23 protein-coding genes are annotated in these 23568 nt (G+C 71.6%); 14 read left to right on the top strand and 9 right to left on the bottom strand.

Annotated features, from left to right (window positions below; translation table 11 throughout):
- Positions 1 to 60: 60 nt before the first annotated feature.
- On the top strand, positions 61 to 1128 hold the full coding sequence (locus OG302_RS36740; protein WP_371530730.1) for an O-antigen ligase family protein: 1068 nt from the start codon (positions 61 to 63) through the stop codon (positions 1126 to 1128).
- Here the strand turns inward: OG302_RS36740 and OG302_RS36735 are convergent.
- Both OG302_RS36735 and OG302_RS36730 read right to left on the bottom strand, forming a co-directional pair.
- A complete protein-coding gene (locus OG302_RS36735) occupies positions 1085 to 1639 on the bottom strand; it encodes a hypothetical protein (protein WP_371530729.1) in 555 nt (184 codons plus the stop codon). The genes OG302_RS36740 and OG302_RS36735 overlap by 44 nt on opposite strands.
- A gap of 161 nt (positions 1640 to 1800) precedes the next feature.
- Complete coding sequence (locus tag OG302_RS36730; RefSeq protein ID WP_371530728.1) at positions 1801 to 2586, bottom strand: glutamate racemase; 786 nt, start codon at positions 2584 to 2586, stop codon at positions 1801 to 1803.
- A 58-nt stretch (positions 2587 to 2644) separates the two neighbouring features.
- On the opposite strand from OG302_RS36730, the gene OG302_RS36725 reads away from it, so the two are divergent.
- Entirely contained in the window at positions 2645 to 3820 is a 1176-nt protein-coding gene (locus OG302_RS36725) for a glycosyltransferase (RefSeq protein WP_371530727.1), read from the top strand.
- Positions 3821 to 3827: 7 nt separating this feature from the next.
- Here OG302_RS36725 and OG302_RS36720 read toward each other — a convergent pair whose 3' ends face one another.
- A complete protein-coding gene (locus OG302_RS36720; protein WP_371530726.1) occupies positions 3828 to 5105 on the bottom strand; it encodes a TerD family protein in 1278 nt (425 codons plus the stop codon).
- Between the two features lie 290 nt (positions 5106 to 5395).
- Here OG302_RS36720 and OG302_RS36715 point away from each other — a divergent pair, with 290 nt between their 5' ends.
- From OG302_RS36715 to OG302_RS36700, 4 genes are all read left to right on the top strand, one after another.
- On the top strand, positions 5396 to 5821 hold the full coding sequence (locus tag OG302_RS36715; RefSeq protein WP_371530725.1) for a DUF6643 family protein: 426 nt from the start codon (positions 5396 to 5398) through the stop codon (positions 5819 to 5821).
- 46 nt (positions 5822 to 5867) lie between these two features.
- Complete coding sequence (locus OG302_RS36710; RefSeq protein WP_371530724.1) at positions 5868 to 6692, top strand: MOSC domain-containing protein; 825 nt, start codon at positions 5868 to 5870, stop codon at positions 6690 to 6692.
- A gap of 155 nt (positions 6693 to 6847) precedes the next feature.
- Positions 6848 to 7453: a hypothetical protein gene (locus tag OG302_RS36705; protein WP_371530723.1), complete on the top strand. Its 606-nt coding sequence runs from the start codon at positions 6848 to 6850 to the stop codon at positions 7451 to 7453.
- A gap of 196 nt (positions 7454 to 7649) precedes the next feature.
- On the top strand, positions 7650 to 10079 hold the full coding sequence (locus OG302_RS36700; RefSeq protein ID WP_371530722.1) for a right-handed parallel beta-helix repeat-containing protein: 2430 nt from the start codon (positions 7650 to 7652) through the stop codon (positions 10077 to 10079).
- Here OG302_RS36700 and OG302_RS36695 read toward each other — a convergent pair.
- Positions 10039 to 12348, bottom strand: a complete 2310-nt coding sequence (locus tag OG302_RS36695; RefSeq protein ID WP_371750343.1) for a hypothetical protein — start codon at positions 12346 to 12348, stop codon at positions 10039 to 10041. The two genes, OG302_RS36700 and OG302_RS36695, sit on opposite strands and share 41 nt — an antisense overlap.
- A 280-nt stretch (positions 12349 to 12628) precedes the next feature.
- Here OG302_RS36695 and OG302_RS36690 point away from each other — a divergent pair, with 280 nt between their 5' ends.
- Entirely contained in the window at positions 12629 to 13522 is an 894-nt protein-coding gene (locus OG302_RS36690; protein WP_371530721.1) for a DeoR/GlpR family DNA-binding transcription regulator, read from the top strand.
- Between the two features lie 63 nt (positions 13523 to 13585).
- Positions 13586 to 14074, top strand: coding sequence for an SRPBCC family protein (locus OG302_RS36685; RefSeq protein WP_371530720.1), 489 nt, complete (start codon positions 13586 to 13588; stop codon positions 14072 to 14074).
- Between the two features lie 22 nt (positions 14075 to 14096).
- On the opposite strand, the gene OG302_RS36680 is transcribed toward OG302_RS36685, so the two are convergent.
- On the bottom strand, positions 14097 to 15227 hold the full coding sequence (locus OG302_RS36680) for a PLP-dependent cysteine synthase family protein (RefSeq protein WP_371530719.1): 1131 nt from the start codon (positions 15225 to 15227) through the stop codon (positions 14097 to 14099).
- Between the two features lie 294 nt (positions 15228 to 15521).
- Between OG302_RS36680 and OG302_RS36675 the strand changes: the two genes are divergently transcribed.
- Positions 15522 to 15851 (top strand): hypothetical protein, encoded by a 330-nt coding sequence (locus OG302_RS36675; protein ID WP_371530718.1) that lies wholly within the window; start codon positions 15522 to 15524, stop codon positions 15849 to 15851.
- A 67-nt stretch (positions 15852 to 15918) separates the two neighbouring features.
- Here OG302_RS36675 and OG302_RS36670 read toward each other — a convergent pair whose 3' ends face one another.
- A complete protein-coding gene (locus OG302_RS36670; RefSeq protein ID WP_371750404.1) occupies positions 15919 to 16083 on the bottom strand; it encodes a hypothetical protein in 165 nt (54 codons plus the stop codon).
- Here OG302_RS36670 and OG302_RS36665 point away from each other — a divergent pair.
- On the top strand, positions 16055 to 16594 hold the full coding sequence (locus OG302_RS36665) for an ATP-binding protein (RefSeq protein WP_371530717.1): 540 nt from the start codon (positions 16055 to 16057) through the stop codon (positions 16592 to 16594). The genes OG302_RS36670 and OG302_RS36665 overlap by 29 nt on opposite strands.
- A 38-nt stretch (positions 16595 to 16632) precedes the next feature.
- Here the strand turns inward: OG302_RS36665 and OG302_RS36660 are convergent, their stop codons facing one another.
- From OG302_RS36660 to OG302_RS36650, 3 genes are read right to left on the bottom strand one after another with little or no spacing between them, the layout of a single operon-like run.
- The gene (locus OG302_RS36660) at positions 16633 to 19236 is read right to left on the bottom strand and encodes an ABC transporter permease (protein WP_371530716.1); all 2604 of its coding nucleotides are present in this window, start codon (positions 19234 to 19236) and stop codon (positions 16633 to 16635) included.
- On the bottom strand, positions 19233 to 20171 hold the full coding sequence (locus tag OG302_RS36655) for an ABC transporter ATP-binding protein (RefSeq protein WP_371530715.1): 939 nt from the start codon (positions 20169 to 20171) through the stop codon (positions 19233 to 19235). Before OG302_RS36655 ends, OG302_RS36660 begins: the two co-directional genes overlap by 4 nt.
- The gene (locus tag OG302_RS36650; protein WP_371530714.1) at positions 20168 to 20467 is read right to left on the bottom strand and encodes an SHOCT domain-containing protein; all 300 of its coding nucleotides are present in this window, start codon (positions 20465 to 20467) and stop codon (positions 20168 to 20170) included. Before OG302_RS36650 ends, OG302_RS36655 begins: the two co-directional genes overlap by 4 nt.
- 461 nt (positions 20468 to 20928) lie before the next feature.
- On the opposite strand from OG302_RS36650, the gene OG302_RS36645 reads away from it, so the two are divergent.
- Genes OG302_RS36645 through OG302_RS36630 form a run of 4 tightly spaced genes read left to right on the top strand, consistent with a single transcriptional unit; the run spans position 20929 to position 23546 of the window.
- Complete coding sequence (locus tag OG302_RS36645) at positions 20929 to 21501, top strand: TetR/AcrR family transcriptional regulator (protein WP_371530713.1); 573 nt, start codon at positions 20929 to 20931, stop codon at positions 21499 to 21501.
- A 15-nt stretch (positions 21502 to 21516) separates the two neighbouring features.
- Positions 21517 to 21915 (top strand): cupin domain-containing protein, encoded by a 399-nt coding sequence (locus OG302_RS36640; RefSeq protein ID WP_371530712.1) that lies wholly within the window; start codon positions 21517 to 21519, stop codon positions 21913 to 21915.
- Positions 21916 to 21966: 51 nt separating this feature from the next.
- A complete protein-coding gene (locus OG302_RS36635) occupies positions 21967 to 22638 on the top strand; it encodes a DUF4865 family protein (protein ID WP_371530711.1) in 672 nt (223 codons plus the stop codon).
- Positions 22635 to 23546: a phosphotriesterase gene (locus tag OG302_RS36630; protein ID WP_371530710.1), complete on the top strand. Its 912-nt coding sequence runs from the start codon at positions 22635 to 22637 to the stop codon at positions 23544 to 23546. The genes OG302_RS36635 and OG302_RS36630 overlap by 4 nt, the downstream gene beginning before the upstream one ends.
- The last annotated feature ends 22 nt before the right edge of the window (positions 23547 to 23568 follow it).

Genomic DNA, 23568 nt, shown 5'->3' with positions numbered 1-23568 from the left:
CAAGCCACAGCGTTCGGGGCCCGTCATACGGCGGGGGGCGACGGGGTGGGGACAACGGGGATGGCCGCGACGGCCGGGCCACCAGGGGCGTACGAAAGACGCAGCACGTCCGACGCGACGGGCTGCGCGCTGCTCGGCGTGTGCGCGGCCTGGACCTTGATCACTGCCGGTGTGCAGGGCGGGCAGCCCGAGGGCGTGCTCCTGGCGGTGCTCGCCGTGGCCGCCGGGTACGCGGGCGGGCGGATCTGCGGTGCGCTGCTGCCGGTCGCCGCGCCCTGCGCCGGTGCGCTGGTCGGAGTGGGGCTCGCGGCGGCGGCCCCGGAGCTCTCGCCGGATCCCGTCAGCGCGGCGCCGCTCGGCCACACCGGAGCCACGGCCGCGCTCCTGATCCTGGCATCGGGGGCGGCCTGCTCGGCGGCGTGGGCGGCCCGCAGTCCGGCGACGCGGCTCGCGATGCGGCTCCTCGCCGTGGGGATCGGGGTGACCGCCCTGGTGCTCGGCTCGATGGCCGGGGCCGTCGCGTGCACCGGAATCCTGCTCTGCTCGCTGGCGACGGCCCTGATGCGGCGCAGGGTGCCCGGCCTCGCGGGACTCGCCCTGGCCACCGTCGTGGTGACCGGCCTGACCTGGGCGATCGCCGACGACACGCTGCCGGAGGGGCTGAGCGCGTCGCTGAAGGGCCAGCTCGACGGGTACCGGGTCGAGCTGTGGCAGGACGCGCTCGCGCTCACGGGCCAGGAACCGGTGCTCGGGGTGGGGCCCGGCCGATTCGCCGACTCCAGCCCCACGGTCGCCGAACAACTGCTCACGGACGGCAAGCCCCATTCGGCGCTGTTGCAGCAGGCGGCCGAGCAGGGCCTGGTGGGTGTGATCCTGCTCGCGGCGGTCTTCTGCTGGCTGCTGTACGCCCTGTACCGCTCGCCGCGCTCCACCCAGGTCGTCCTGTCGGCGGGCGCTGCCCTGACGGCGCTCGCCGCCGTGGCCTCGGTCGGCAACGCGCTGAGCCTCACGGCGGTGACGACGGGTGCGGGGTATCTCGCGGGCATCGCCACGGCGCGACCGCTGGGCGACGAAACAGTGCAGGTCAGGCCGCCGGGCGCGCCGCCATGGACAGCCGGGCGCGAATGATCCGGACGGCCGCTTCGGCGTCGTCGACGGTGATGGTGAACTTGCGGCCGTCGCCCAGGCTGAGGACCAGGCCCTCACCGCGCCTGACCACGACGGCGGTGCCGATGTCGGGCCGCGAGCGGTAGCCCCAGCCGCCCCACTGCCGGGGGCTGACGGCCTGCGCGAAGTCGGCGCCGACCACGTGGGAGAGGGGAATGCGGCGGCGCGGCAGGCCCATATGGCCGCAGCGCACCTCCAGGCAGTCCTTGTCGACCTTCACGGCGACATGGACGAAGGCAAGGGTGCCGAAAAGGATCAGCAGCCCGGCGGCGATGCACCCCACGACGGACATGGCGAGGGCGGCGATCCCGGACGTCCACATGCTGTCGACGGCGAGCTCGATCCCCAGCGCCAGGCAGAGAGCGCCGGCCAGCGCCAGCAGCCACTGCACGCGGTTGGTCGCGCTGCCGGTCCAGACGTCCGGCGGGGCTTCGGCCGTACTGCCCCGCTCACTGTGGGTGTCGTCCCTCATGCGACCGAGAGTACCGACGTTCCCGTGGGAAGGCACCGCATCGCGGAGCGTTACGGCCAAGGGTGGACGGACGGGGCCCTTCTGTACGCGGGCTCGGCAGGAGTCCGCCCGCGGATCCGGCATGCGTCCGTACGGGAGTCAGCCATGCGTCCGTACGGGACTCAGCGCGCGGGAGTGGCCGCCGCGAGCAGTCGGCCTTCGGCGTACGTGTGGGCGGCGAGGGGAAGCTCGGCCGCGCGGCCGCTCAGGATGACCGTCAGGCCGCCCTCCGTGCCGGTGCCCGGTCCCGCGAGTTCTCCGGTCCTGCGCAGCGCCTGGGCGGCGACCGCCCCGGCGGAGCCGTGCAGGACCAGGGGCGGCAGGTCCGGCTGCTGCACGGCCGCGCGGATGCGCTCGCCGACCAGCTCGTAATGGGTGCAGCCCAGGACCACGGCCCTTACGTCACGCGGGGTGAGGGCCGCCGCCGCGGCGACCGCCCTGTCGATGGACGCCTCGTCGGCAGACTGCACGGCGTCCGCGAGACCGGGGCAGGGCACCTCGGTGACACCTACGCCGCCGGCGAACTCCTCGATGAGGGCGCGCTGGTAGGGGCTTCCGGTGGTGGCGGGGGTGGCCCAGATGGCGATGGGGCCGCCGCCCGCCGCGGCCGGCTTGATCGCCGGTACGGTCCCGATGACGGGCAGGTCGGGTTCGAACCGGGCGCGCAGGGCGGGCAGGGCGGACACGGACGAGGTGTTGCAGGCCACGATCAGCGCATCGGGGTGGTGCGCGGCGGCGGCCTCCGCGATGGCGAGCGAGCGCTCCGTGACGTCCTCGGCGGTGCGCGGCCCCCAGGGCAGCCCGTCGGGGTCCGACGACAGGATGAGATCGGCGTCCGGCCGCAGACGGCGTACCGCCACCGCGGCGGGGAGCAGGCCGATACCGGAGTCAATGAGCGCGATCTTCACCCGGTCACCATAGTCGATCGCCCTCCGGCGCCCCGTGCCGTGGGGCAGACTGCGGCGGATGAGCGCCGTTGTGTGGACCGCCGCCGCATCGCTTGCCGCCTGGCTGTGGCTGCTGTTGGGGCAGGGCTTCTTCTGGCGCACGGACCTGCGGCTGCCGCCTCGCCGCGATCCGGACGCCTGGCCCTCGGTCTGCGTCGTCGTCCCCGCCCGTGACGAGGCCGCCGTACTGCCCGAGAGCCTGCCCTCGCTGCTGGCCCAGGACTATCCGGGGCGGGCCGAGATCTTCCTTGTCGACGACGGGAGTTCGGACGGCACGGGCGAGCTGGCCCGCGCCCTGGCCGATCGCCACGGAGGCCTCCCTCTGACCGTCGGCTCACCAGGAGAGCCGCCGCCGGGCTGGACCGGCAAGCTGTGGGCCGTGCGGCACGGCATCGGCCTGGCACGCGCGCGTGCACCCCGGTATCTGCTGCTCACCGATGCGGACATCGCCCATGAACCGGACAGCCTGCGGGAGTTGGTCGCGGCGGCGGAGACGGCCGGATTCGACCTTGTCTCGCAGATGGCGCGGCTGCGCGTCGCGAGCATCTGGGAGCGGCTCGTCGTCCCGGCGTTCGTGTACTTCTTCGCGCAGCTCTACCCGTTCCGCTGGATCGCCGAGAAGGGCTCGCGCACGGCCGCGGCCGCCGGTGGCTGCGTCCTGGTGAGCACGGCGGCGGCCGAGCGCGCGGGGATCCCCGACTCCATCCGGCACGCGGTGATCGACGACGTGACGCTGGCCAGGGCGGTGAAGCGCTCCGGCGGCCGCATCTGGCTGGGGCTCGCGGAACGCGTCGACAGCGTGCGCCCCTACCCCGGGCTCGGCGACCTCTGGCGGATGGTCTCGCGCAGCGCCTACGCCCAACTGCGCCACAGCCCCCTGATCCTGCTCGGTACGGTCCTGGGGCTCGCCCTGATCTACCTGGTCCCCCCTGTCGCCCTGTTCGGCGGCCTGGCCACCGGCAGCACGGTGCCCGCCGTGCTCGGCGGGACCGCGTGGCTGGTGATGACGGCGACGTACATCCCGATGCTGCGCTACTACCGGCAGACGCTCTGGCTCGCTCCCCTGCTGCCGTTCACCGCTTTCCTCTACCTCCTCATGACGGTGGATTCGGCGGTGCAGCACTACAGGGGGCGGGGAGCGGCGTGGAAGGGGCGGACGTACGCCCGACCCGATCCCGCTCCCGAACAGCGCTGAAGGCGGGTTACTTCCTGCCTGGCGTCCAGTTCATGCCCCAGCCGTACGCGTAGTCGATGGTGCGCTGCGGGCTCACGCCGCGCTCGGGCACCAGGTAGCGGGCCTCGCGCTGGACGAAGAGGTCGCCGTTGTTGTTCGTGATCAGCGCGAGCGCGCAGACCGTGGAGGGCACCGTGCACTCGTCCAGCGAGAAGTCGATGGAGGCGCCGTGCTGCGGCTGCAGGGTCACGGTGGCGTTCAGGTCGGCGAAGCTGCGCGCGCCTTCGTAGATCGTCACGAAGATGACGATGCGGCGGAAGTCGTTGATGTGGTCGAGATTGACCGTGAGGTTCTCGCCGCTTGCCACGGCGCCGGTGCGGTCGTCGCCGTCGAGCAGCAGGTAGGGGGGCTGGTCCAGCGATCCGAAGGCGTTGCCGAGCGCCTGGACGACACCCTTGCGGCCGTCGGCCAGTTCGTACAGGGCGCACAGGTCCAGGTCGAGGTCCGCGTGCATCGCCACGGCCCGGCCCAGCTTGCTCGCCCAGCCCTTGAACTGCTTGCGCACCTCCCAGTTGAGGTTCACGCGCATCGCGCCGGAGGTGCCGCCCTGCTTGGTGAGCGAGACGGACGGGGCGTCCTTGGTGAGTGTGACCTTGGAGAGCCGCACGGGCGGGCCCGCGGGAGCGGGGGCCTGGGCGGGCGGCGGCGGGGCCTGGACAGGGGCCGCGGGAGCCACCGGAGCCGGGGCGGGCGTCGGTGCCTGCTGCGGTTCGTCCACCGAGATCCCGTAATCGGTGGCCAGGCCCTGGAGTCCGCTGCCGTAGCCCTGCCCGACGGCGCGGAACTTCCACGCGCCCTGGCGGCGGTAGAGCTCGCCGAGGACGAACGCCGTCTCCACCGTCGCGTCCTCGCTGTCGTAGCGCGCGATCTCGGCGCCGTTCGCCGCGTCGACGACCCGGATGAAGAGGCCCGGCACCTGCCCGAACGTGCCGCCGTCCGTCGAGGCGGCCAGCACCACGGTCTCGACGGCGGGCTCCACGCGCGCGAGGTCCACCACGAGCGCGTCGGTCACCCGGCCGCCGTCGGTCTTCTTGCCCTCGTGGCGCACCGCGCCGGAGGAGTGGACCGCCTGGTTGTAGAAGACGAAGTCGTCGTCCGAGCGGACCTTTCCGGATGTGGCGAGCAGCAGGGCCGACGCGTCGGCGTCCGGCACCCCGGCCCCTGAAGCCCAGCCCAGTTCGACGCGCACGGCAGGTGCCGGCACGGGAACATTTGATCCTTTAGGCATTGTCATGTCCGCCCCCATCGCAAGTTCACGTCCGGCCCGCCGCCGTCCCGTTCATGACCAACCTATTACCCGGACGCCCACGAGGCCCATGGCCACCGCGGACACCCCGGCGCACGGGACGCACGTCAACCGTGCGTCAACCGCCGGTAACCCGTACGGAGCTCGGCTTTTACAGGATCCCTACGCCGCCGCGCGACCGATTTTTCCTAAGTTCGCTCGCATTGGGGATGTCAGGTCACTACCGACACGTAAAACAACCCTCTTATCGGTCTCCCCAACCAGCACATCAAGGGCTTAACTTATGTGTCATGACCTCCCCCCGCTCCACCTATGGCGGCGGTTACTACTCCGCGCCGTCCTTCCCGGACACTCCGATCTACGACTCCCTTGTCGCCGAGCGGGGTACTCCTCAGATCGCCCCGATCCGGGTCCCCGCCATGTACGACACGGGCAGTCACCACCTGCCCGCGCTCCCGGCCGCCCTGCCCGCGCTGCCGGCTGCCCCGTCCCACCACAACCCCTCGTACGGCTACGCGCAGCAGCCCGCACCGCTGCAGCAGGCGCCGGCGCCGTACATCCCGCAGCAGCCATCGGCGCCGCGCGGATACCCGGGCCCGCAGCAACAACAGCGTCCCCCGGCCGGTACGGGCTACGAGGCCATGCGCCCCGCGGCACCCCGCCCCGCCCCGGCGACGTACGAGGATCCGTACAACCGCCCCTACCGCGGCTACTGATTCGCCCGCACGCGTCCCTGTCGGCGGCTGCTGGCAGGATGACGGCATGCCGAATCCAGCGCTGCACTCGATCCACTTCTACCCGCTCAAGGCGGTCGGGGGACACGCACCGCGTGAGGCCGTCGTCGAGCCCTGGGGGCTCGCGGGTGACCGACGGTGGATGCTGGTCGACAGCGCGGGACGACTCGTCACGCAAAGGACTCATCCGAGGCTGGCGTTGGCCGCCGCCGAGCTCCTGCCCGGCGGCGGCATACGCATGTCCGCGCCCGGCCAGGAGCCGCTGACGGTCGCCGTGCCACCCTCCGGCGAGACGGTCACGGTGGAGATCTGGAAGGACAAGGTGCGGGCGGAGCCCGCCGACGCGGCGGCGCACGCCTGGTTCAGCGCCTACCTCGGCACGGACATCCGGCTCGTCCACCTCGCCGACCCCGCCACCCGGCGCCCCATCGATCCCGCGTACGCCAAGGACGGCGAGACCGTCACCCTCGCCGACGGGTATCCGCTGCTCCTGACCACCCTCTCCTCCCTGGACGCCCTGAACTCACTCATCGCGCAGGGCGATCACCCCGACGAGGGTCCGCTCCCCATGAACCGTTTCCGGCCGAATGTGGTCGTGGACGGGACGGCGCCCTGGGCCGAGGACGACTGGTCGCGCGTCGCGATCGGCGAGGTCACCTTCCGGGTGGCCAAGCCGTGCGGTCGCTGTGTCGTGACCACCACCGACCAGCGGAGCGCCGAGCGCGGCAAGGAGCCTCTGCGGACGCTCGCCAAGCACCGGCGGTTCGGGGACCAGCTGGTCTTCGGCCAGAATCTGGTGCCGGAAACGACCGGATCGGTGCGGATCGGTGACCCGTTCACCGTCCTCGGCTGAAAGATCGGTTGAAGGCCTCCGACGAGGGGAACTCGAAGGCCGGGCATGGTCGTTGAGCGTGCAGGATGAAGGGTGATGTCCCTCTCTCTTCTTCCCGTCGGCGCATGGGCCGTGCCGTTCGTGGTGATGACGGACGCGGAAGGGGGTGCAGGACTGTGCGAGCACTCGTCGGACTCTGGCGCTGGCGGCACAATCCGCTGCGCCGGAAGACCGACCTCGTCGAAGCCTGGGTGGCCTGCGTGGCCGTGTTGCTCATCGCCGTCGCCGCGCCACTGGCCGGCCTGGCGATCGGCGGCGCCTCGCGGGACGCCCTGCTGCAGTCGGTCCGGGAACAGCACAAGGCGCGTCACGAGGTCGCGGGCACGGTGATCAGGAAGGTGTCGAGACCCCCGGTCGACCCCGACCCCGAGACGTCCTCCGCACGTGACAGACACAGCCGTGTGCTCGCCGAATGGACGGCTCCGGACGGCACGGCGCGCTCCGGCACCGTGGTCGCCGCCCTCCGGTCCCCCGACCCGGGCGACCGCTTCCGGCTCTGGACGAACGAACACGGCCAGGTGGTCGGCCGCCCGCTGGACGACGCGACCGCGAGCACCCACGCGGCACTGGCCGGGATGGGCGCCGCCGTGGCCGTCGCCGGACTCGTCGAGGGCGTCAGGCGCATCGTCGTCTGGCGGATCGTCCTGCGGCGCTACGACCGCTGGGACCAGGCCTGGGACAGGGCCGGACCGGACTGGGGACGGACCGGCACCGGCTCCTGAGGCACCGGACGCCGGTCTTCCGAGCCCTTCCGCGACCGGCTGAGCCCGTAAGAGACCGGCGATGACCAGGTGAGAGCCTGGCGATCGGGTCAACTCGCCCTCGCCGCGCGCGCTACGGTGGACCGGCCGAACTCTTCGGCGCCTTGCGCGAGGTCGTGAGGTCCCGCGTACGACAAGGTGGGGGCAGAGCAACTCCATGGCACAGGGCACGGTCCAGGTGACGCACACCGGCACCTCGCGATGGCGGCGCCGCACGGGCGACTACGCATCGCTCGCTGCCGCCTTGGAGGCCGCGAGCGACGGGGACGTGCTCACCATCGCCCCCGGCACGTACCGCGAGAACCTCGTCGTCCAGCGGGCGGTGACGCTGCGCGGCCCCGAGGGCTCCCCCGGCTCCGTCCGCATCGCACCCAGCGACGGGGTGCCGCTCACCGTCCGCTCGTCCGCCGTGGTGCAGGACCTGCACGTCGAGGGGCAGGACTCGGCGGCGCCCGCGCTGCTCGTCGAGGACGGGGCGCCCGAACTCATCGACGTACGCGTGGTGACGCGTTCCGCGGCCGGCATCGAAGTGCGCGGCGGAGCACGCCCGACCGTCCGCCGCTGCACGGTCGACAACCCCGGCGGCATCGGCATCGCCGTCCTCGACGGCGGAGGCGGTGTCTTCGAGGAGTGCGAGGTCGTCTCGGCCGGGCAGTCGGGCATCGCCGTCCGCGGCGGCGCGCATCCCCGTCTCGAACGCTGCCGGGTGCATCACGCATCCGGCGCGGGGCTCTCGGTGACCGGTGAGCACTCGGGGCTGGAGGCGATCGGCTGCGAGGTGTACGAGGTCAAGGGCTCGGGCGTGCAGATCACGGGGCGCGCTGCGGCGCATCTGACGGACTGCGACGTGCACCGCACGACGTCGGACGGCGTCACGCTCGACACGGACGCCGTGCTCACGCTCGCCGACTGCCGCATCCACGACATCCCGGAGAACGCGATCGATCTGCGTTCCCGCTCGGTCCTGACCCTGACCCGTTCCACCGTGCGGCAGTTCGGGCGCAACGGCCTCTCGGTGTGGGACCCGGGCACGCGCGTGGACGCCAACCAGTGCGAGATCCACGACAGCACGGGCGACTACCCCGCGGTGTGGGTCAGCGACGGCGCGACGGTCGTCCTGGAGTCCTGCCGGGTGCACGACGTACCGGACGCGCTGTTCGTCCTGGACCGCGGCTCGCGCGCCGACGTCGTCGACAGCGACCTCTCCCAGGTGCGCAACACGGCGGTGTCCGTGAGCGACGGCGCGACGGCGCAGCTCGACGACTGCCGGATCCGCGAGGCCGCCACCGGCGCGTGGTTCCGCGATCACGGCAGCGGCGGCACCCTGGCCAACTGCACGGTCGACGGCGTCCAGACGGGCGTCATCGTCACCAAGGGTGCCGACCCCACCATCGAGCGCTGCACGGTCACCTCACCCGCGGAGGCCGGCTTCTACGTCTCCGCGGGCGGACGCGGCAGCCTGCACGGCTGCCGCGTGAACGACAGCGGCGGGTACGGCTTCCACGTCATCGACGGATGCCGTACGACGCTGAAGAAGTGCCGTACGGAGCGGTGTGCGCGCGGCGGCTTCGAGTTCGCCGAGGACGGTCCGCTGGTCGAGGACTGCACCAGCGACGAGAGCGGCGGGGTCCGGGCCGCGGCGACGGCGGCGACGGCGGCGACGCCTCAGGGGGCCGCCCCGCAGACGGCCAAGCAGTCCGTGGGGCTGCTCGGCACGATCCCCGGTCAGCGCACGGACCCGGAGCCCGCGAAGGCCACGGCCCCCGAGCCGCCGTCCCGCTCGTCGAAGGACGTGCTCGGTGAACTCGACAAGCTGGTCGGCCTGGACAGCGTCAAGCGCGAGGTGCGCGCCCTCACGGACATGATCGAGGTCGGGCGGCGCAGGCAGCTGGCCGGGCTCAAGGCGGCCTCGGCACGCCGCCATCTGGTGTTCACCGGCTCCCCCGGCACCGGCAAGACGACCGTGGCGCGGCTCTACGGCGAGATCCTGGCGTCGCTCGGCGTCCTGGAGAGCGGGCATCTCGTAGAGGTGTCCCGGGTCGACCTGGTGGGCGAGCACATCGGGTCGACGGCGATCCGCACCCAGGAGGCCTTCGACCGGGCGCGCGGCGGTGTGCTGTTCATCGACGAGGCGTACGCCCTCTCGCCCGAGGATTCCGGGCGTGACTTCGGCCGGGAGGCCATCGACACGCTGGTGAAGCTGATGGAGGACCACCGCGAGGCGGTGGTGGTGATCGTCGCGGGCTACACCGCGGAGATGAAGCGCTTCCTTTCCGTCAACCCCGGTGTGGCGTCCCGCTTCTCACGGACCATCACCTTCGGCGACTACGCCCCCGAGGAGCTGCTCCGGATCGTGGAGCAGCAGGCCGAGGAGCACGAGTACCGCCTCGACACGGGGACGGGCGAGGCCCTCCTGAAGTACTTCACGGCACTTCCGAAGGGCCCCGCGTTCGGCAACGGCCGCACCGCCCGCCAGACGTTCGAGGCGATGGTGGAGCGGCACGCGGGGCGGGTCGCCCAGTTCGAGGAGCCGAGCACGGACGATCTCACCCTGCTGTATCCGGAGGATCTGCCGGAGCTGCCATGACCGGTGCGGCGGGCCCGGCGGTTTCATCGGCCTCGTCGGCCTGAGGGCGCGGCGCGGGCACGGCGGGCTTGAGCCGGGCGAGCAGCCGGGCGCGCTCCTCGGCGAAGGCGGGGTCGGCCTGGTAGTCGGAGTGGCCAAGGATCGGTGCGGGCAGCGGGTGTTCCTCCGTGCGGCCGTAGACCAGGGGGTCCTTGAGCTCGTCGCGGTCGACCTGCGGTCCTTTGTCGCCGGTGACGACCCGGACGGGGCCGCCGATCGGGTCGGTGGCGCGGTGCAGGTTGCGCCAGCAGTCGACCTCGCGGTGCAGCGAGCCGAGGGCGGCCGGACCGAAGTGGGCCGGGAACCACCGGCCGTAGAGGCGCTCCAGGGGTGAGCCGTACGTGAGGAGGGCGACCCTCTTGCGGACGGAGGGCCACAGCTGCCAGGCGGCAGCGGCGGCCAGGACGCTGCCCTGCGAGTGGCCGGAGATGACGAGCCTGCCGCCCGTGGCGCGCGTCGCGCGGGTCCAGGTGTGCATGCGCCAGGTGAGGTCGGGGACGGCGCGCTCGGCGTAGCACGGCGGAGCGAAGGGGTGGGCGGCGCGCGGCCAGAAGGTGCCGACGTCCCAGAGGATGCCGATGGTGCGGCGCGCGGACTTGTCGCGGTAGGCGCGGCGGCCCCAGGTGACGAACAGTATGAAGCCGAAGCCGATCAGCCAGGAGCCCAGCGCCTGCGAGGTCTCGACCGCTCCCTCGAAGAAGAGGGGCAGTCCCTGCGCGGCCTCGCTCGGGACCTTCTCGCTCACCCAGGCGCCCACCAGCGCTCCCGCACCGAGCAGCAGCGTCACCGCCGAGGTGATGCCCACCAGGAGCGGGGCCCGGTCGGTGAGGGCGGCACGCGCGCGCGTGCCCGCGATGCGGCGGCTGCGGGCCGTGTCCTTCGGCTCGCCGGGGTACTCGAGCGGGATGGTCGGCCGGTCGCGGCGTGCCCGCCGCCAGGTGCGGATACCGAGCCAGCCGCAGAGCGCGGCGACGACCACCAGGAGGGGCGGGATGACGGACGCCTGCCAGGTCAGGAGTACGGGCGGGCCGTCGATGGAGCCGCCGGAGCCGGGCTCCCCCGCGCCGTCGAGCCAGTCGGCGACGCGCTGGGCGCCGCCTCCGGACATCACCCCGCCGAGCGCGCAGGCCAGCATGGCGACGGCGGGGCCCGCGAAGCCCCGCAGGGCGGTGCGCGGGTCGGGGGCAGTCCGGTAGAGGACGCGTGCGACCACCGCGAGGGCGATGACCAGGAGCCCCTGGACGAGGGCGATGCCACCGAAGGTCGCGTTGCCCGGCAGCCTGCCCTCCGAGGTCCAGTCGGGGCGTGACCACCCGGCGTACAGGAGAGTCAGGACGAGCAGGGCGAGCGCGCCCAGGGGCAGCCTGCGGATCAGCTTCTCGTCGAGGTGCCGGTCGAGCTTGTTCTCGCTGCGGCCCCTGCGCCAGACCACCAGGACGACGATGCCGCCGCCAAGAACCATCGCCACGTCGAGGATCCAGCCGATGGCGTCGAGCAGCGCGGGCCCGCCGGTGCGCCGGTCGTGGCGCGTGGCCGACGCGCCGACCGCGGCGGCCACCGTGAGGAGCCCGGCGGCCGTGTGCGCGGCGCGCAGGCGCGCCACCAGGCGGCGTCCGTACCAGAAGCCGGGCTTGCCGAGCGCGGTGCGTCCGGGCTCCTCCTCGGGGTCGGCCTGGTGAGGCAGCGGCGTCTGGGACTCGTACGCGCTCCAGGTGCGCTGGGACAGGTACCAGAGCAGGCCGGTGAGTGCGGCGGGCAGGACGGCGGCGAAGGCGAGGCGGCGGCCCGGCTGGCTCCACCAGCCGCCGTGCCCGGAGGCGTCGGTCGCGAGGAAGCCGAGCCAGGAGCGGTCGGCGGCGCACGCGGGGGTGCCCGCGCACTGCCATGCGGTCAGGTCGATGGCGACCTCGCAGGCGGCGGCGACGAGCAGGACCGTGAGGGTCAGTCCGGTCAGGCGCACCAGGAGGCCGTAGAGCCGGACGGTCCTGCGCATGCGCCTGGACGTCGGGCGCATCCAGTGCGCGAGGTTGATCACCATGAACGGCAGCAGCAGCAGCCAGAGCGCCCGCGAGCCGTTCCCGGAGGTGAGGTTGCACCAGACGTACGCCTCAGGGACCGGCTTGCCGCGGTAGTCGTCCGGGCGCTTCTCGGCGTCGGCGTCCTCGGTGCGGCGGAACACGGCCGCCGTCTCGTCGCCGGAGACCCGGACGGTCCTGGGATCGCCCAGCATCTCCTCGGGTGTGGTGCCCCCCACTCCATGGACGAGGAGTTCGAGAGCCGTCTCTTCTCTTTGGTCAGCTGCCACTGTTCGCTTCCCCCGATGTGCGCGTGGTCAGGCCTCAAGGATCTCCGCTCCCGGCCTCGCCCACACCTGCCATCACGTAATCTCCCCGTTCCGGGTGAGCGCACGGAATCGGGCGGTGGGCCGTCCGCCGGCGGCGCATGCGAGGATGAGGCAGCGCGATGGACGGGCGCGACGGGTGTGACGAGGCAGAAGGGCCGGGACGGACGTGAGTGAGAATCAGAACCTCCTCGCGGAGCAGCGCCGCGCCTTGATCCTCGATGAGGTACGCCGCCGGGGCGGGGTCCGTGTCAATGAACTGACCCGCAAGCTGGGTGTGTCGGACATGACGGTCCGCCGCGACCTCGACGCCCTCGCCCGCCAGGGAGTCCTGGAGAAGGTGCACGGCGGCGCCGTCCCGGTCGTCGAGGCGAGCACGCACGAGCCGGGGTTCGAGGCCAAGTCGGGCCTGGAGCTGAACGCCAAGGAGGACATCGCGCGCACCGCGGCCTCACTGGTGGCGCCGGGCACGGCGATCGCGCTCTCCGGCGGCACGACGACGTATGCGCTGGCCCACCATCTCCTGGACGTGCCGGACCTCACGGTGGTGACGAACTCGGTGCGGGTCGCGGATGTCTTCCACTCCGCGCAGCGCACCTCGGGCCAGCGTCAGGGCGCGGCCACCGTCGTCCTCACGGGCGGGGTGCGCACTCCGTCGGACTCGCTGGTCGGTCCGGTCGCCGACCAGGCGATCGGCGCGCTGCACTTCGATGTGCTCTTCCTGGGTGTGCACGGCATATCGGCGGAGGCCGGTCTGTCCACGCCGAACCTCGCGGAGGCGGAGACCAACCGGCGTCTGGTGCAGTCGGCGCGGCGGGTCATCGTGGTCGCCGACCACACCAAGTGGGGCACGGTGGGGCTCAGTTCGTTCGCCTCGCTGGAGCAGGTCGACACGCTCGTGACGGATGCGGGTCTTCCCGCGGAGGCGCGGACGGAGATCTCCGAGCATCTGCGGCGCCTGGTGGTCACGGGCGAGCCCGAGGAGCCGGGGGCCGACGAGCAGGGCGAGCACGGCGAAAGTGTCGGGCGGGCGGCGAACGCCGGTAGCACCGCAGACATCTGACGGTCCGCCAGCTATGGTGACGGTCCCGGTCAACGACCTGATTCCGCTTGGGGGCTGAGTTCGATGGCACGCCGACTGAGGCCCGTGGGGCTGGAGTTCGCCGAGTCCGCTCCGTTGCGTCTGGTCTTCGCACGTGAGGTGAGCGCGTCCCCGGAGACGGTGTACCGCGCCCTCGCCGACGACACCGCCGACTGGCCCGAGTGGTTCTCGGCGGTCACGCTCTGCCGGCCCACCGACGGCGCGGAGGGCGGCAAGGGCCGCGAGGTCCGGCTCAAGGGCGGCACGCGCTTCTGGGAGACGATCGTCGCCGCCGAGGCGCCGCAGCGGTACGCCTACCGCGTCGACGAGTCGAACACCCCGGGCCTGCGCGCCCTGCTGGAGGAGTGGCACCTCACCCCGGCCGGGACCGGCACCCGTGTGCAGTGGACGTTCGCCGCGGACGGACCCGCCGCGCTGCGCCTCGCCCTGAAGCTCGGCAGGCCGGGCCTCGGCCGCGCGTTCCGTGACGCCGTCACCGCCCTCGAACGCCGCCTCGCCGCGGCCAACACCTGAGCCCTGAAAAGGCGTTGGGGCCCTAGGTCCAGGTGCCGTTCGCGAGGAGCGACTTGATGGCGGCCGCGTACGGCGTGATGTCCAGCCCCTGTTCGGCCAGCCACGCGTCCGAGTAGTACTTGTCCAGATAGCGGTCGCCCGGGTCGCAGATGAGCGTGACGACACTGCCGGTGCGGCCCTCGGCCACCATCTCGGCGACGATCTTCAAGGAGCTCCACAGGCCGGTGCCGGTCGAGCCGCCCGCCTTGAGGCCGATCGCCTGCTCCAGGGCTCGTACGGCGGCGACGCTCGCCGCGTCCGGCACCTTCATCATGCGGTCGATGGCGCCGGGCACGAAGCTCGGCTCCATCCGCGGCCTGCCGATGCCCTCGATGCGGGATCCGCAGTCGCTGGTGGCGTCCGGGTCGTGGTTGGTCCAGCCGTCGAAGAAGCACGAGTTCTCGGGGTCGGCGACACAGATCCGGGTGTCGTGCTGCATGTAGTGGACGTAACGGGCGATGGTCGCCGAGGTGCCGCCGGTGCCCGCCGTGGCGACGATCCACGCGGGCTCCGGGTAGCGCTCCAGCTTCATCTGCTGGTAGATCGACTCGGCGATGTTGTTGTTGCCCCGCCAGTCGGTCGCCCGTTCCGCGTAGGTGAACTGGTCCATGTAGTGACCGCCGGTCTCGACGGCGAGGGCGGCCGACTCGGCGTACATCGTGCGTGAGTCGTCCACGAAGTGACACTGGCCGCCGTGGAATTCGATCAGTCGGCACTTCTCGGCGCTCGTCGTGCGGGGCATCACCGCGATGAAGGGCACGCCGATCAGCTTCGCGAAGTACGCCTCGGAGACGGCCGTCGAGCCGCTGGAGGCCTCGATGACCGGGCGCCCCGGCCGGATCCAGCCGTTGCAGAGGCCGTAGAGGAAGAGCGAGCGGGCGAGACGGTGCTTGAGGCTGCCGGTCGGATGGGTCGACTCGTCCTTGAGATACAGGTCGATGCCCCACTGTTCCGGCAGCGGGAAGCGCAGCAGATGCGTGTCGGCGGAACGATTGGCATCGGCCTGCACTTTGCGTACGGCTTCTTTGAGCCAGGCCCGGTACTCCGCGTCGCTGCGGTCCACATCGAGCGTGGTCGTCGGCTCGTCGGCTTGATCCTGCTGTGTGGTGCTCACCGCGCGGCTCCTTGGTGTCAACCTGGCCGCGCTCGGAGCGGGCCGGACACCTCGATCATAAGCACCTTTCGCACGCTTCTCACCTGCATAAACACGCCTTTGAGCACCTCAAAGGCACACCTGGCGCAGCCGACTGACACAGCGACACGGCACACTGGGAAGGGGACCGCGTCCACTCATGACCACGTCTTCATACGCACTGGTGCTCGACGTCAGGTGCGTGCAGACTGCACCGCACGGGGAGGCGGTCCCGTACGGAACGATTCACCGAAGCGCTCAAGGGGGCGGAACGTCATGGCGGAGCCGGAGTTCACGGCCACAGGCGTGCGGATCGGACGACGGCTGCGCTCTCTCACCCGGGCGGGTCAAATCCGTATCACAGACGGCAGGTTCGAGCTACTGACCAGTTATGGCAGGGAGATCGACAGCGCGCCCGTGCAGACCGTCCGGGCCGGCAAGCCATGGTTCGCCGCCGACGACCGGGCCCTTGCGGAACTGAACGGCACGCGCTACCGGCTCACCCTCGCCGATCATGAACCGGCGCCCGGCAAAGCAGGTCCGCCCACGGTGCGCAAGTTCATCGACGCGGTGCGCCGGGCCGGAGGCCGCATGGCAGGCGCCTGAGGAGCTCTCGCGGTCCCGGCCGGAGCGGTGCGAGTTGCACGCCCGCACCCCCTGAGTCACTCTGGTCTCACATCACTCTGGGTTCACCGGCGATGACGCTGCGAACCAGCCCGCCGGCCACGAACAGCAGCCGGCAGACCCCGCAGCCGCTGCTGGATCCGATCGTCGCCTTCTTCCGGACCGCAATTCGGGGAGTCGCAGCCGTGATCAGCCAGCCAAGCAGATATTGCACGGTAGAGCTTCAGGCCCTGCCGTCCCGGATCGGCCAGGTGCGCAGAATCGTATCGGCACAGTTGCGCTACTGGCATCTCGATCCGCTGATAGACCAGGCCGCGCTCGGTGTGACCGAGCTCCTGACCAACGTGCACCGGCACGCACAGCCGGACAAGGTGTGCACCGTGGAGATCGAGCTGCTGCTCGACCGCCTCACGGTCTCCGTGCACGATCACGACCCCCGTCTGCCCGAGGTGCACGACGCGGAGCCGTTCGAGACCGGCGGTCGCGGGCTCGCCATGATCGCCGCGGTCAGCGAGAGCTGGGGCGTACGCCCCCATGGCGACACCGGCAAGGTCGTCTGGTTCACCCTCCCGGCCCCTACGTCCACCGTCGCCCTGCCGCCCGCCTACCCGGCGTACGGCGCGGCCACCGCGGGTCCCTTCGCGGACCTGGGTATCGGGCCGAAGTCCCTCGCCGACGGGCATGCGCCCGGACACACTCCCGCCCGGTCGGCCGTTGCCGGCTGACCGGGCGGTGACAGGCTCCGCGGAGCGGGCGGCCTTCGTCACTCGGTGGCGATGGCACGCAGCACGTCCAGGCGTGCGGCCCGCCGTGCCGGACGCAGACCCGCGAGGGCTCCCGCCGTCAGGCCCACCAGGACGACCACCGCCAGCTGTACGGGCGGCACCGCGAACGCGAAGGCACTGCTCGTCGCGCCGTCCGACGCCTTGACGAGCACCCAGCCGAGGAACCCGCCGAGCACCAGGCCACCGGCCGTGCCGAAGGCGGCGACCAGCACCGACTCCCAGCGGACCATGGCCCGCAGCTGCGCCCTGGTCTGTCCGACGGCACGCAACAGACCCAGCTCACGGGTCCGTTCGTGGATGGCGAGGGTCAGCGTGTTGGCGATGCCGAGCAGGGCGATCAGGACGGCGAGCGCGAGCAGGGCGTAGACCAGCGTGAGCATCATGTCGATGCCGCCCGCCGCGGACTGCGCGTACTCACCACGCGTCTGCACATCCGGATTGCCGTACTCCTGGGTGACCTTGGAAACCGCGGCCTTGCCGTCGGCCGCGCTCACACCGTCCTTGAGACTGACGGACACGAGACTGTCGGCGTCCTGCATGCGGTGCGGCGCCCAGGCTTCGCGGGTGATGACGTAGTCCCCCGCGAGCTCCGACCGGCCGTACAGCGCGCGGACCGTGAACGTGGCCTTCTTGCCGTCGGCGAAGGCGAACTCGGTCGTCGAACCGACCTTCAGGTCCTGCTTCTCGGCCTCCTCGCGGGTGATCGCGATGCCGTTGGTGCCGAGGCCGTCCAGCGATCCGTCGACCGTACCGAGGTCGAAGGACTTGGCGAAGGGGCCGGGGTCGGTGACCGTCAGGGCACGCCCTTCCCCGTCGACCTCCGCCGCGCCCCTGCCGAGCCCGACCGCGGTCGAGACCTCCGGCCGCTCGGCGAGCGCGGGGGCCAGCTTGGGGCTGAGTCCGCTGCCGCCCGCGCCGAAACCGGGGGTGCTGATGGCGAGGTCACCGGCGAAGGACCGGTTCACCGTCTGGTCCATGGTCGCCTTCAGGGAGGCGCCGAAGACCGTGAAGAGCGAGACGACGGCGACGCCGATCATCAGGGCGCTCGCGGTGGCGGCGGTCCGCTTGGGGCTGCGCAGGGCGTTGCGCCGGGCGAGTCCGCCCGTGACGCCGCGCAGCCGGTCGAGGGGCTCGCCGAGAATGCGTACCGCCCGCGAGGACGCGACCGGCCCCAGCACCACGAACGCGACGAGCGCGAGGACCGCACCGGCCCCGGCCAGCCACACGGACGGGCTGACGAGGACGCCGGTCAGCGAGAGGCCGACGGCTGCGAGTGCGAGGACCGCGCCTGCGACGGCTCGGTTGCGTGAAGCCCCGGAGCGGTCGACCGCGGTTTCGCGCAGCGCGGCCAGGGGCGCGGTGCGCCCGGCGCGTACGGCGGGCAGCAGCGCGGAACCGAGACAGACCACGATGCCGACGGCCGGCGGCAGCAGCATCGACAGGCCGCTGATCACCAGGTCGCCCTCGGGGAAGGGGAATCCGATGGCGGGGAAGAGCGCCTGCAGCCCGGCCGCGATCCCGATGCCGCCCGCGAGGCCCGCCACCGACGCGGCCACGGCGACCACGCTCGCCTCGATCAGGGTGGCCGCGGTGACCTGGCGGCGCGAGGCGCCGAGCGCGCGCAGGAGGGCGTTCTCGCGGGTGCGCTGGGCGACGACGATCGCGAACGTGTTGTGGATGCTGAAGGTGGCGACGAGCAGCGCGATCCCGGAGAAGACCAGCAGGAAGCTGGTGAAGAGCGTCAGGAACCGGCCGGAGATGTTGTCCGTGTTCTCCGCCGCCGACGCCTCACCGGTGATCGCCTCAACTCCCTTGGGGAGTACGGGACTCAGCGCGTCGACCAGTTCCTGCTCGCTCACGCCGGGCCCGGCCCGCACCTGAATGGACGCGGCCTCGCCGGGCTTCGGCGTCAGGTACTTCTCGGCGTCGGCCTGCGTCATGCCGGTGAAGGTGGTCTGCGCCATGCCGTCCTCGCCGCCGAAGGCCGCGAGGCCCACGATCGTCACCTGCACGGGCTCGGGGGTGCGCAGCGTCGTCGTGTCGCCGGTCTTCAGGTCACCGGAGTCGGCGGCGCCGCGGTTGACGACGACCTCCCCGGACTTGGCGGGGGCGCGCCCCTCGGCCAGCTGATAGGCGTTCAGCTCCGTGTCGCCGATCCAGTTGCCGGCGAGGGTGGGCGGGCCTTGACCGCCGATGGGCTCCTTGTCCTTCCCCAGGAGCTGGCCCGCGCCCTGAATGCTGGGCGCGGCGGCGGCGACTCCGTCGGTCCGCTCGATCTTCTCGACGAGCGAGGTCTTGACGGGCTGCCGGGTGCCCTGGCTGTCGTCGGGCGTGGTGATGGTGTCGGCGCTGCGGACGACGGCGTCGGTGCCGCTGGTCGCGTTGCCGAACATCGTGTCGAAGCTGCCGCGCAGGGTGTCCCCCATGACGAGCGTGCCCGCCAGGAAGGCGACACCGAGCATGACCGCGAGGAACGTACCGGCGAAACGGCGCTTGTGTCCGCGGAGGGAGGAGAGGCTGATGCGGGCGGTGGCGGTGGCGGAGGCGGAGGCAGCAGCGGTGGGTGTGGTGCCGGAACTCATGATGGCGCTCCCTTGGTGTGGGGCGTGGCACGGGGAGTGGTTCCGGCGGCCGCGTTCGTGGCGGATCGGGGTTCAGCCCCGGCGGCCGCGCCCGTGGGGGTTCGGGCCTTGGTCCCGGCGGCTGCCTTCGTGTCGAAGGCCTTGAGCCGGTCGAGAACCTTGTCGGCGGTCGGGTCCGTCATCCGGTCCACGAGACGGCCGTCGGCGAGGAAGACGACCTCGTCGGCGTGGGCGGCGGCCACCGGGTCATGGGTGACCATGACGACGGTGCGGTCCATCTGCCGTACTGCGCGGCCCAGGAGGCCCAGGACCTCCTCGCCGGAGCGCGAGTCGAGGTTGCCGGTCGGCTCGTCGGCGAAGACGACGTCGGGCCGGCCCGCGAACGCCCTTGCCACGGCGACGCGTTGCTGCTGTCCGCCGGAGAGCTCGGCGGGCCGGTGGTGAAGCCGGTCGCGCAGCCCCACCACATCGATGAGGGCATCGATCCACTCCGCTGACGCCCCGTCGGCACGGTCGGTGCGGGCGGTGCGGGCGGTGCGGGCGGCGCGTCTTCCGGCGAGGTCCATCGGGAGCGTGATGTTCTCGGCCACGGTCAGCGTCGGCACCAGGTTGAACGCCTGGAAGACGAAGCCGATGCGATCGCGGCGCAGCAGTGTGAGGCGGCGGTCGTCGAGCGCGCCCAGCTCGGTGTCGCCGATGTAGGCGGCTCCCGAGGTGAGGTTGTCGAGGCCCGCGGCGCAGTGCATCAGGGTGGACTTGCCCGAGCCCGACGGGCCCATGATGGCGGTGAAGCGCCCGGCGGGAAACCCGACGCTCACCCCGTCCAGGGCCCGCACGGCGGTGTCGCCGCTGCCATAGACCTTGACGGCATCGGTGACGCGGGCGGCATCGACGGTGGTGGCGTCGATGCCGCGGGTTCCGGTCGCGGTGGTCATGCCGCACCGCCCTTGGAGGCGCGGCCGAACTCCTCGTTCAGAACGGACAGTCGCCGCCAGTACTCCTCCTCGTCGATCTCGCCGGAGGCGAAGCGACGGCCGAGCACGGCGATGGGCGACTTCTCGTCGATGCGTACGTTCCGCTCGCCGCCGTCCCGCTGCCACGGCGCCCGGCGGCCCCGCCACACGGTGCGGCGCAGGAGGGTGATGCCGCCGATCACGACGGCCGCCCAGATGAGCGGGAAGAACAGGATCCACGGGCCGGGCCCGCCGTCGAAGTGAGCCAGGGTGTTCATGGTGTCCATCTCCTCGGGAGCGATGTCTGCGGGGTTTTGGCGTGTGGCTTGTGCGAGGTCTCGGCGTGTTGCTCGGGCCGGGTCTCGGCTCGGTCTTGCCGAACCGTCCGCGGTGGTTTGTGCGATGTGTCGAGACTCGCGCTCCAAGGGGTTCGAGTCGTCGTACGGCCAGCGGCAGTGCGCGTACCACCCGGGGAGTACGTGGGGGCTGCGGGGCTGCTCCCGGGACCGCTCCCGGGACCGCTTCCGGGGCGGGCTGAGCTGCGGGACGCGGCGGGGGTGGCGGTGAGGGCGGGGCTTGTAGCTACTGGTATGTACGGCGCGGCGCGGCCATCAGGGAGGGGGTCTGGGTTGTACATACTGGTACGTACAACCCGCACCTCGCCCCGATCGGGCCACCGCAGCTCCCCCTCGGAGCCGCCGCCTAGACTTCTGTACCTACTAGTATGTACAGTACTTTCATGAGCACCCCGGAGCGTCTGATCGAATCCACTCGCGAACTGCTGTGGGAGCGCGGCTACGTCGGCACGAGCCCCAAGGCGATCCAGCAGCACGCGGGCGCCGGCCAGGGCAGCATGTACCACCACTTCACCGGAAAACCTGACCTTGCGCTCGCCGCGATCAGGCGTACAGCGGACGAGCTGCGCGCAACCGCCGAGGGCGTGTTGGGCGGCACCGGGTCGGCGTACGAACGTGTCGAGGCGTATCTGCTGCGCGAGCGCGACGTGCTGCGCGGCTGCCCGGTCGGGCGGCTGACGATGGACCCCGACGTCATCGCGAGCGACGAACTGCGCGCGCCCGTCACCGAGACACTCGACTGGTTGCGGGACCGGATCGCCGGAATCGTCGAAGAGGGCAAGCAGCGCGGCGAGTTCGCGGCCACGCTCGACGCACAGGCGATCGCGGCGACGGTCGTCGCGACGGTCCAGGGCGGCTACGTGCTCGCCCGCGCCTCGGGATCACCCGCGGCCTTCGATACCGGCGTGCGCGGATTGCTCGCCCTGCTGTTTGCCGCCACCAACCCTCCCGCGTAAAGGACTTGAAGAGACGTGCACATCACGCGCAACCGCCCGGACAGTCAAATGGGCCCCACCGAGAACTTCACCGGCACGGTCTGGCTGGACGAGATCGCCGCGCCGCCGTCCCCCTCCCGGCTGCGCATGTTCAACGTCCACTTCGCCCCCGGGGCCCACACCGCCTGGCATCGACACCCGCACGGCCAGGTCCTGCACGTCCTGGAGGGCGAGGGCCTTGTGCAGCGCAAGGGCAGTGCGGCGGAGACGATCCGGGCGGGCGACACCGTCTGGATCGAGCCGGACGAATGGCACTGGCACGGCGCCGCGCCCCGCACCTTCATGACACACCTGGCAGTGGTCGAGGCAACGGACGACGGTACGACCACGCACTGGGACGCGCACGTGGCCACGGACGAGTACCCGACGCCTTGAGCGCGAGGACGCCAGGACACGAAGACGCGAAGACGCGAGGAGCGGACCACCATGCACGCGATGCAGTACGAGATCACTCTGCCGGCCGACTACGACATGGGAATTATCCGCAACAGGGTTGCCGCCAAAGGCCATTTGCTGGACAAGTACGCAGGCCTCGGGGTCAAGGCCTACCTGATCCGTGAACGCGGTGCAGACAATTCCCCCGTGAACCAGTACGCGCCCTTCTACCTCTGGAACACCCCGGAAGGCATGAACTCCTTCCTCTGGGGCCCCGGATTCCAGGGCATCGTCGATGATTTCGGGCGACCGGAGGTGCAGCACTGGGGCGGGTTGGCGTACGCGGAGGGGACTGGATCGCCGGGAGCTACGTCAGCCACGTCGGCTACGTCAGCCACGCCTGTTACGCCGGTTACGCCTGTCACGCCGGCCTCCTCAGCCCCCACCGCGAAGGCTGCGAAATCCGCGATACGGCATCGTATGCGCATCCCTGCCCGCACCCCTCTAGGTGCCTTCGCCACCGAACTCACCGCCGAGACCGAGCGGTTGGCTCGCCAGGACGGGGCGATCTTCGCGGCCGTGGCCATCGACCCGCGAACGTGGGAGGCGGTGCACTTCTCTGTCTGGGACCACGAATCACCCAAGGAGGAGGGCGAGGTCTTCCAAGTCCTCCACCTGTCCGCTCCGGAGCGCGAGCTTCTCCCGCAGGGACGGCAGTGGTGAGCGCGGTCCGCACCGTACTCGGTGACCTCGCGCCCACGGACCTCGGTATCTGCGACGCCCACGATCACCTCTTCCTGACGAGTCCTCAACTCCCGGGCCAGGAGCTCGACTCGACCGACCTTGCGGCACAGGAGCTGGCCGCCTTTCATGGGGCCGGCGGGGAGAGCGTCATCCAGTGGACGCCTCACGGCATGGGACGCCATGCGAGTGAGCTCCCCGGACTTTCCCGGGCGACGGGTGTGCATATCGTCGCCGCGACGGGGTTGCATCAAGCACCCAATTACGCACCGGAGTTGCTGACGCGACTGCGCGCCGAAGGGCTGGCGCGCGTCTTCGTACGAGAGCTGACGGAAGGCATCGGCGGCACCAGCGTTCGGGCAGGGATGATCAAGGTGGCGGGCGGTTTCCACGGCCTGGACGCGCACGCCCGCTGGACGATGGAGTCGGCGGCCGAGGCCCACCGTGCGACGGGCGCACCCATCGCCGTCCACTTGGAGCTCGGCACGGGCGCGTTGGACGTACTCGACTTGTTGTGCGGGGAGTTGGGAGTGCCGTCGGGCAAGGTGATCCTCGGGCACCTGAACCGCTCCCCCGACCTGACCGCCCACCGCGAGGCCGCCCAAGCCGGGTCCTACCTCGCCTTCGACGGCCCCTCACGCTCCCATCACGCCACGGACTGGCGCATGCCGGAAGCCGTACAGGCCCTGGCCGAGGCAGGCTTCGCGGGCAGGCTGCTCCTCGGCGGCGACACAACGACTGCCGGTGCGCGCGCGGTCAACGGGGGCCCCGGGATGCCGTATCTGCTGCGCAGGGTCCGGCCTCGGCTCGAACTGGCCGTAGGGAAAGCCGTGGTGGAGCAGATGCTGACGGTCAATCCAGGGCAGGCGTTCGCGGTGGAGTGGGAGTAGCGCTCACTTCAAGGGCGCGGCG

Origin of the sequence: Streptomyces sp. NBC_01283, assembly GCF_041435335.1 — a bacterium.
Taxonomy (GTDB): Bacteria; Actinomycetota; Actinomycetes; order Streptomycetales; family Streptomycetaceae; genus Streptomyces.
The sequence above is the reverse complement of the archived record's forward strand: the minus strand, read 5'-3'. Positions and strand labels throughout refer to the sequence as shown.

What these genes read in the sequence shown, in the direction of transcription:
- OG302_RS36695 (WP_371750343.1), bottom strand. Translation starts at nt 12,348, where the DNA reads ATGCTGGGCGATCCCAGGACCGTCCGGGTCTCCGGCGACGAGACGGCG.
- OG302_RS36655 (WP_371530715.1), bottom strand. Translation starts at nt 20,171, where the DNA reads ATGACCACCGCGACCGGAACCCGCGGCATCGACGCCACCACCGTCGAT.
- OG302_RS36710 (WP_371530724.1), top strand. Translation starts at nt 5,868, where the DNA reads ATGCCGAATCCAGCGCTGCACTCGATCCACTTCTACCCGCTCAAGGCG.
- OG302_RS36660 (WP_371530716.1), bottom strand. Translation starts at nt 19,236, where the DNA reads ATGAGTTCCGGCACCACACCCACCGCTGCTGCCTCCGCCTCCGCCACC.
- OG302_RS36715 (WP_371530725.1), top strand. Translation starts at nt 5,396, where the DNA reads ATGACCTCCCCCCGCTCCACCTATGGCGGCGGTTACTACTCCGCGCCG.
- OG302_RS36685 (WP_371530720.1), top strand. Translation starts at nt 13,586, where the DNA reads ATGGCACGCCGACTGAGGCCCGTGGGGCTGGAGTTCGCCGAGTCCGCT.
- OG302_RS36740 (WP_371530730.1), top strand. Translation starts at nt 61, where the DNA reads ATGGCCGCGACGGCCGGGCCACCAGGGGCGTACGAAAGACGCAGCACG.
- OG302_RS36650 (WP_371530714.1), bottom strand. Translation starts at nt 20,467, where the DNA reads ATGAACACCCTGGCTCACTTCGACGGCGGGCCCGGCCCGTGGATCCTG.
- OG302_RS36720 (WP_371530726.1), bottom strand. Translation starts at nt 5,105, where the DNA reads ATGGGGGCGGACATGACAATGCCTAAAGGATCAAATGTTCCCGTGCCG.
- OG302_RS36700 (WP_371530722.1), top strand. Translation starts at nt 7,650, where the DNA reads ATGGCACAGGGCACGGTCCAGGTGACGCACACCGGCACCTCGCGATGG.
- OG302_RS36675 (WP_371530718.1), top strand. Translation starts at nt 15,522, where the DNA reads ATGGCGGAGCCGGAGTTCACGGCCACAGGCGTGCGGATCGGACGACGG.
- OG302_RS36725 (WP_371530727.1), top strand. Translation starts at nt 2,645, where the DNA reads ATGAGCGCCGTTGTGTGGACCGCCGCCGCATCGCTTGCCGCCTGGCTG.
- OG302_RS36635 (WP_371530711.1), top strand. Translation starts at nt 21,967, where the DNA reads ATGCACGCGATGCAGTACGAGATCACTCTGCCGGCCGACTACGACATG.
- OG302_RS36735 (WP_371530729.1), bottom strand. Translation starts at nt 1,639, where the DNA reads ATGAGGGACGACACCCACAGTGAGCGGGGCAGTACGGCCGAAGCCCCG.
- OG302_RS36645 (WP_371530713.1), top strand. Translation starts at nt 20,929, where the DNA reads ATGAGCACCCCGGAGCGTCTGATCGAATCCACTCGCGAACTGCTGTGG.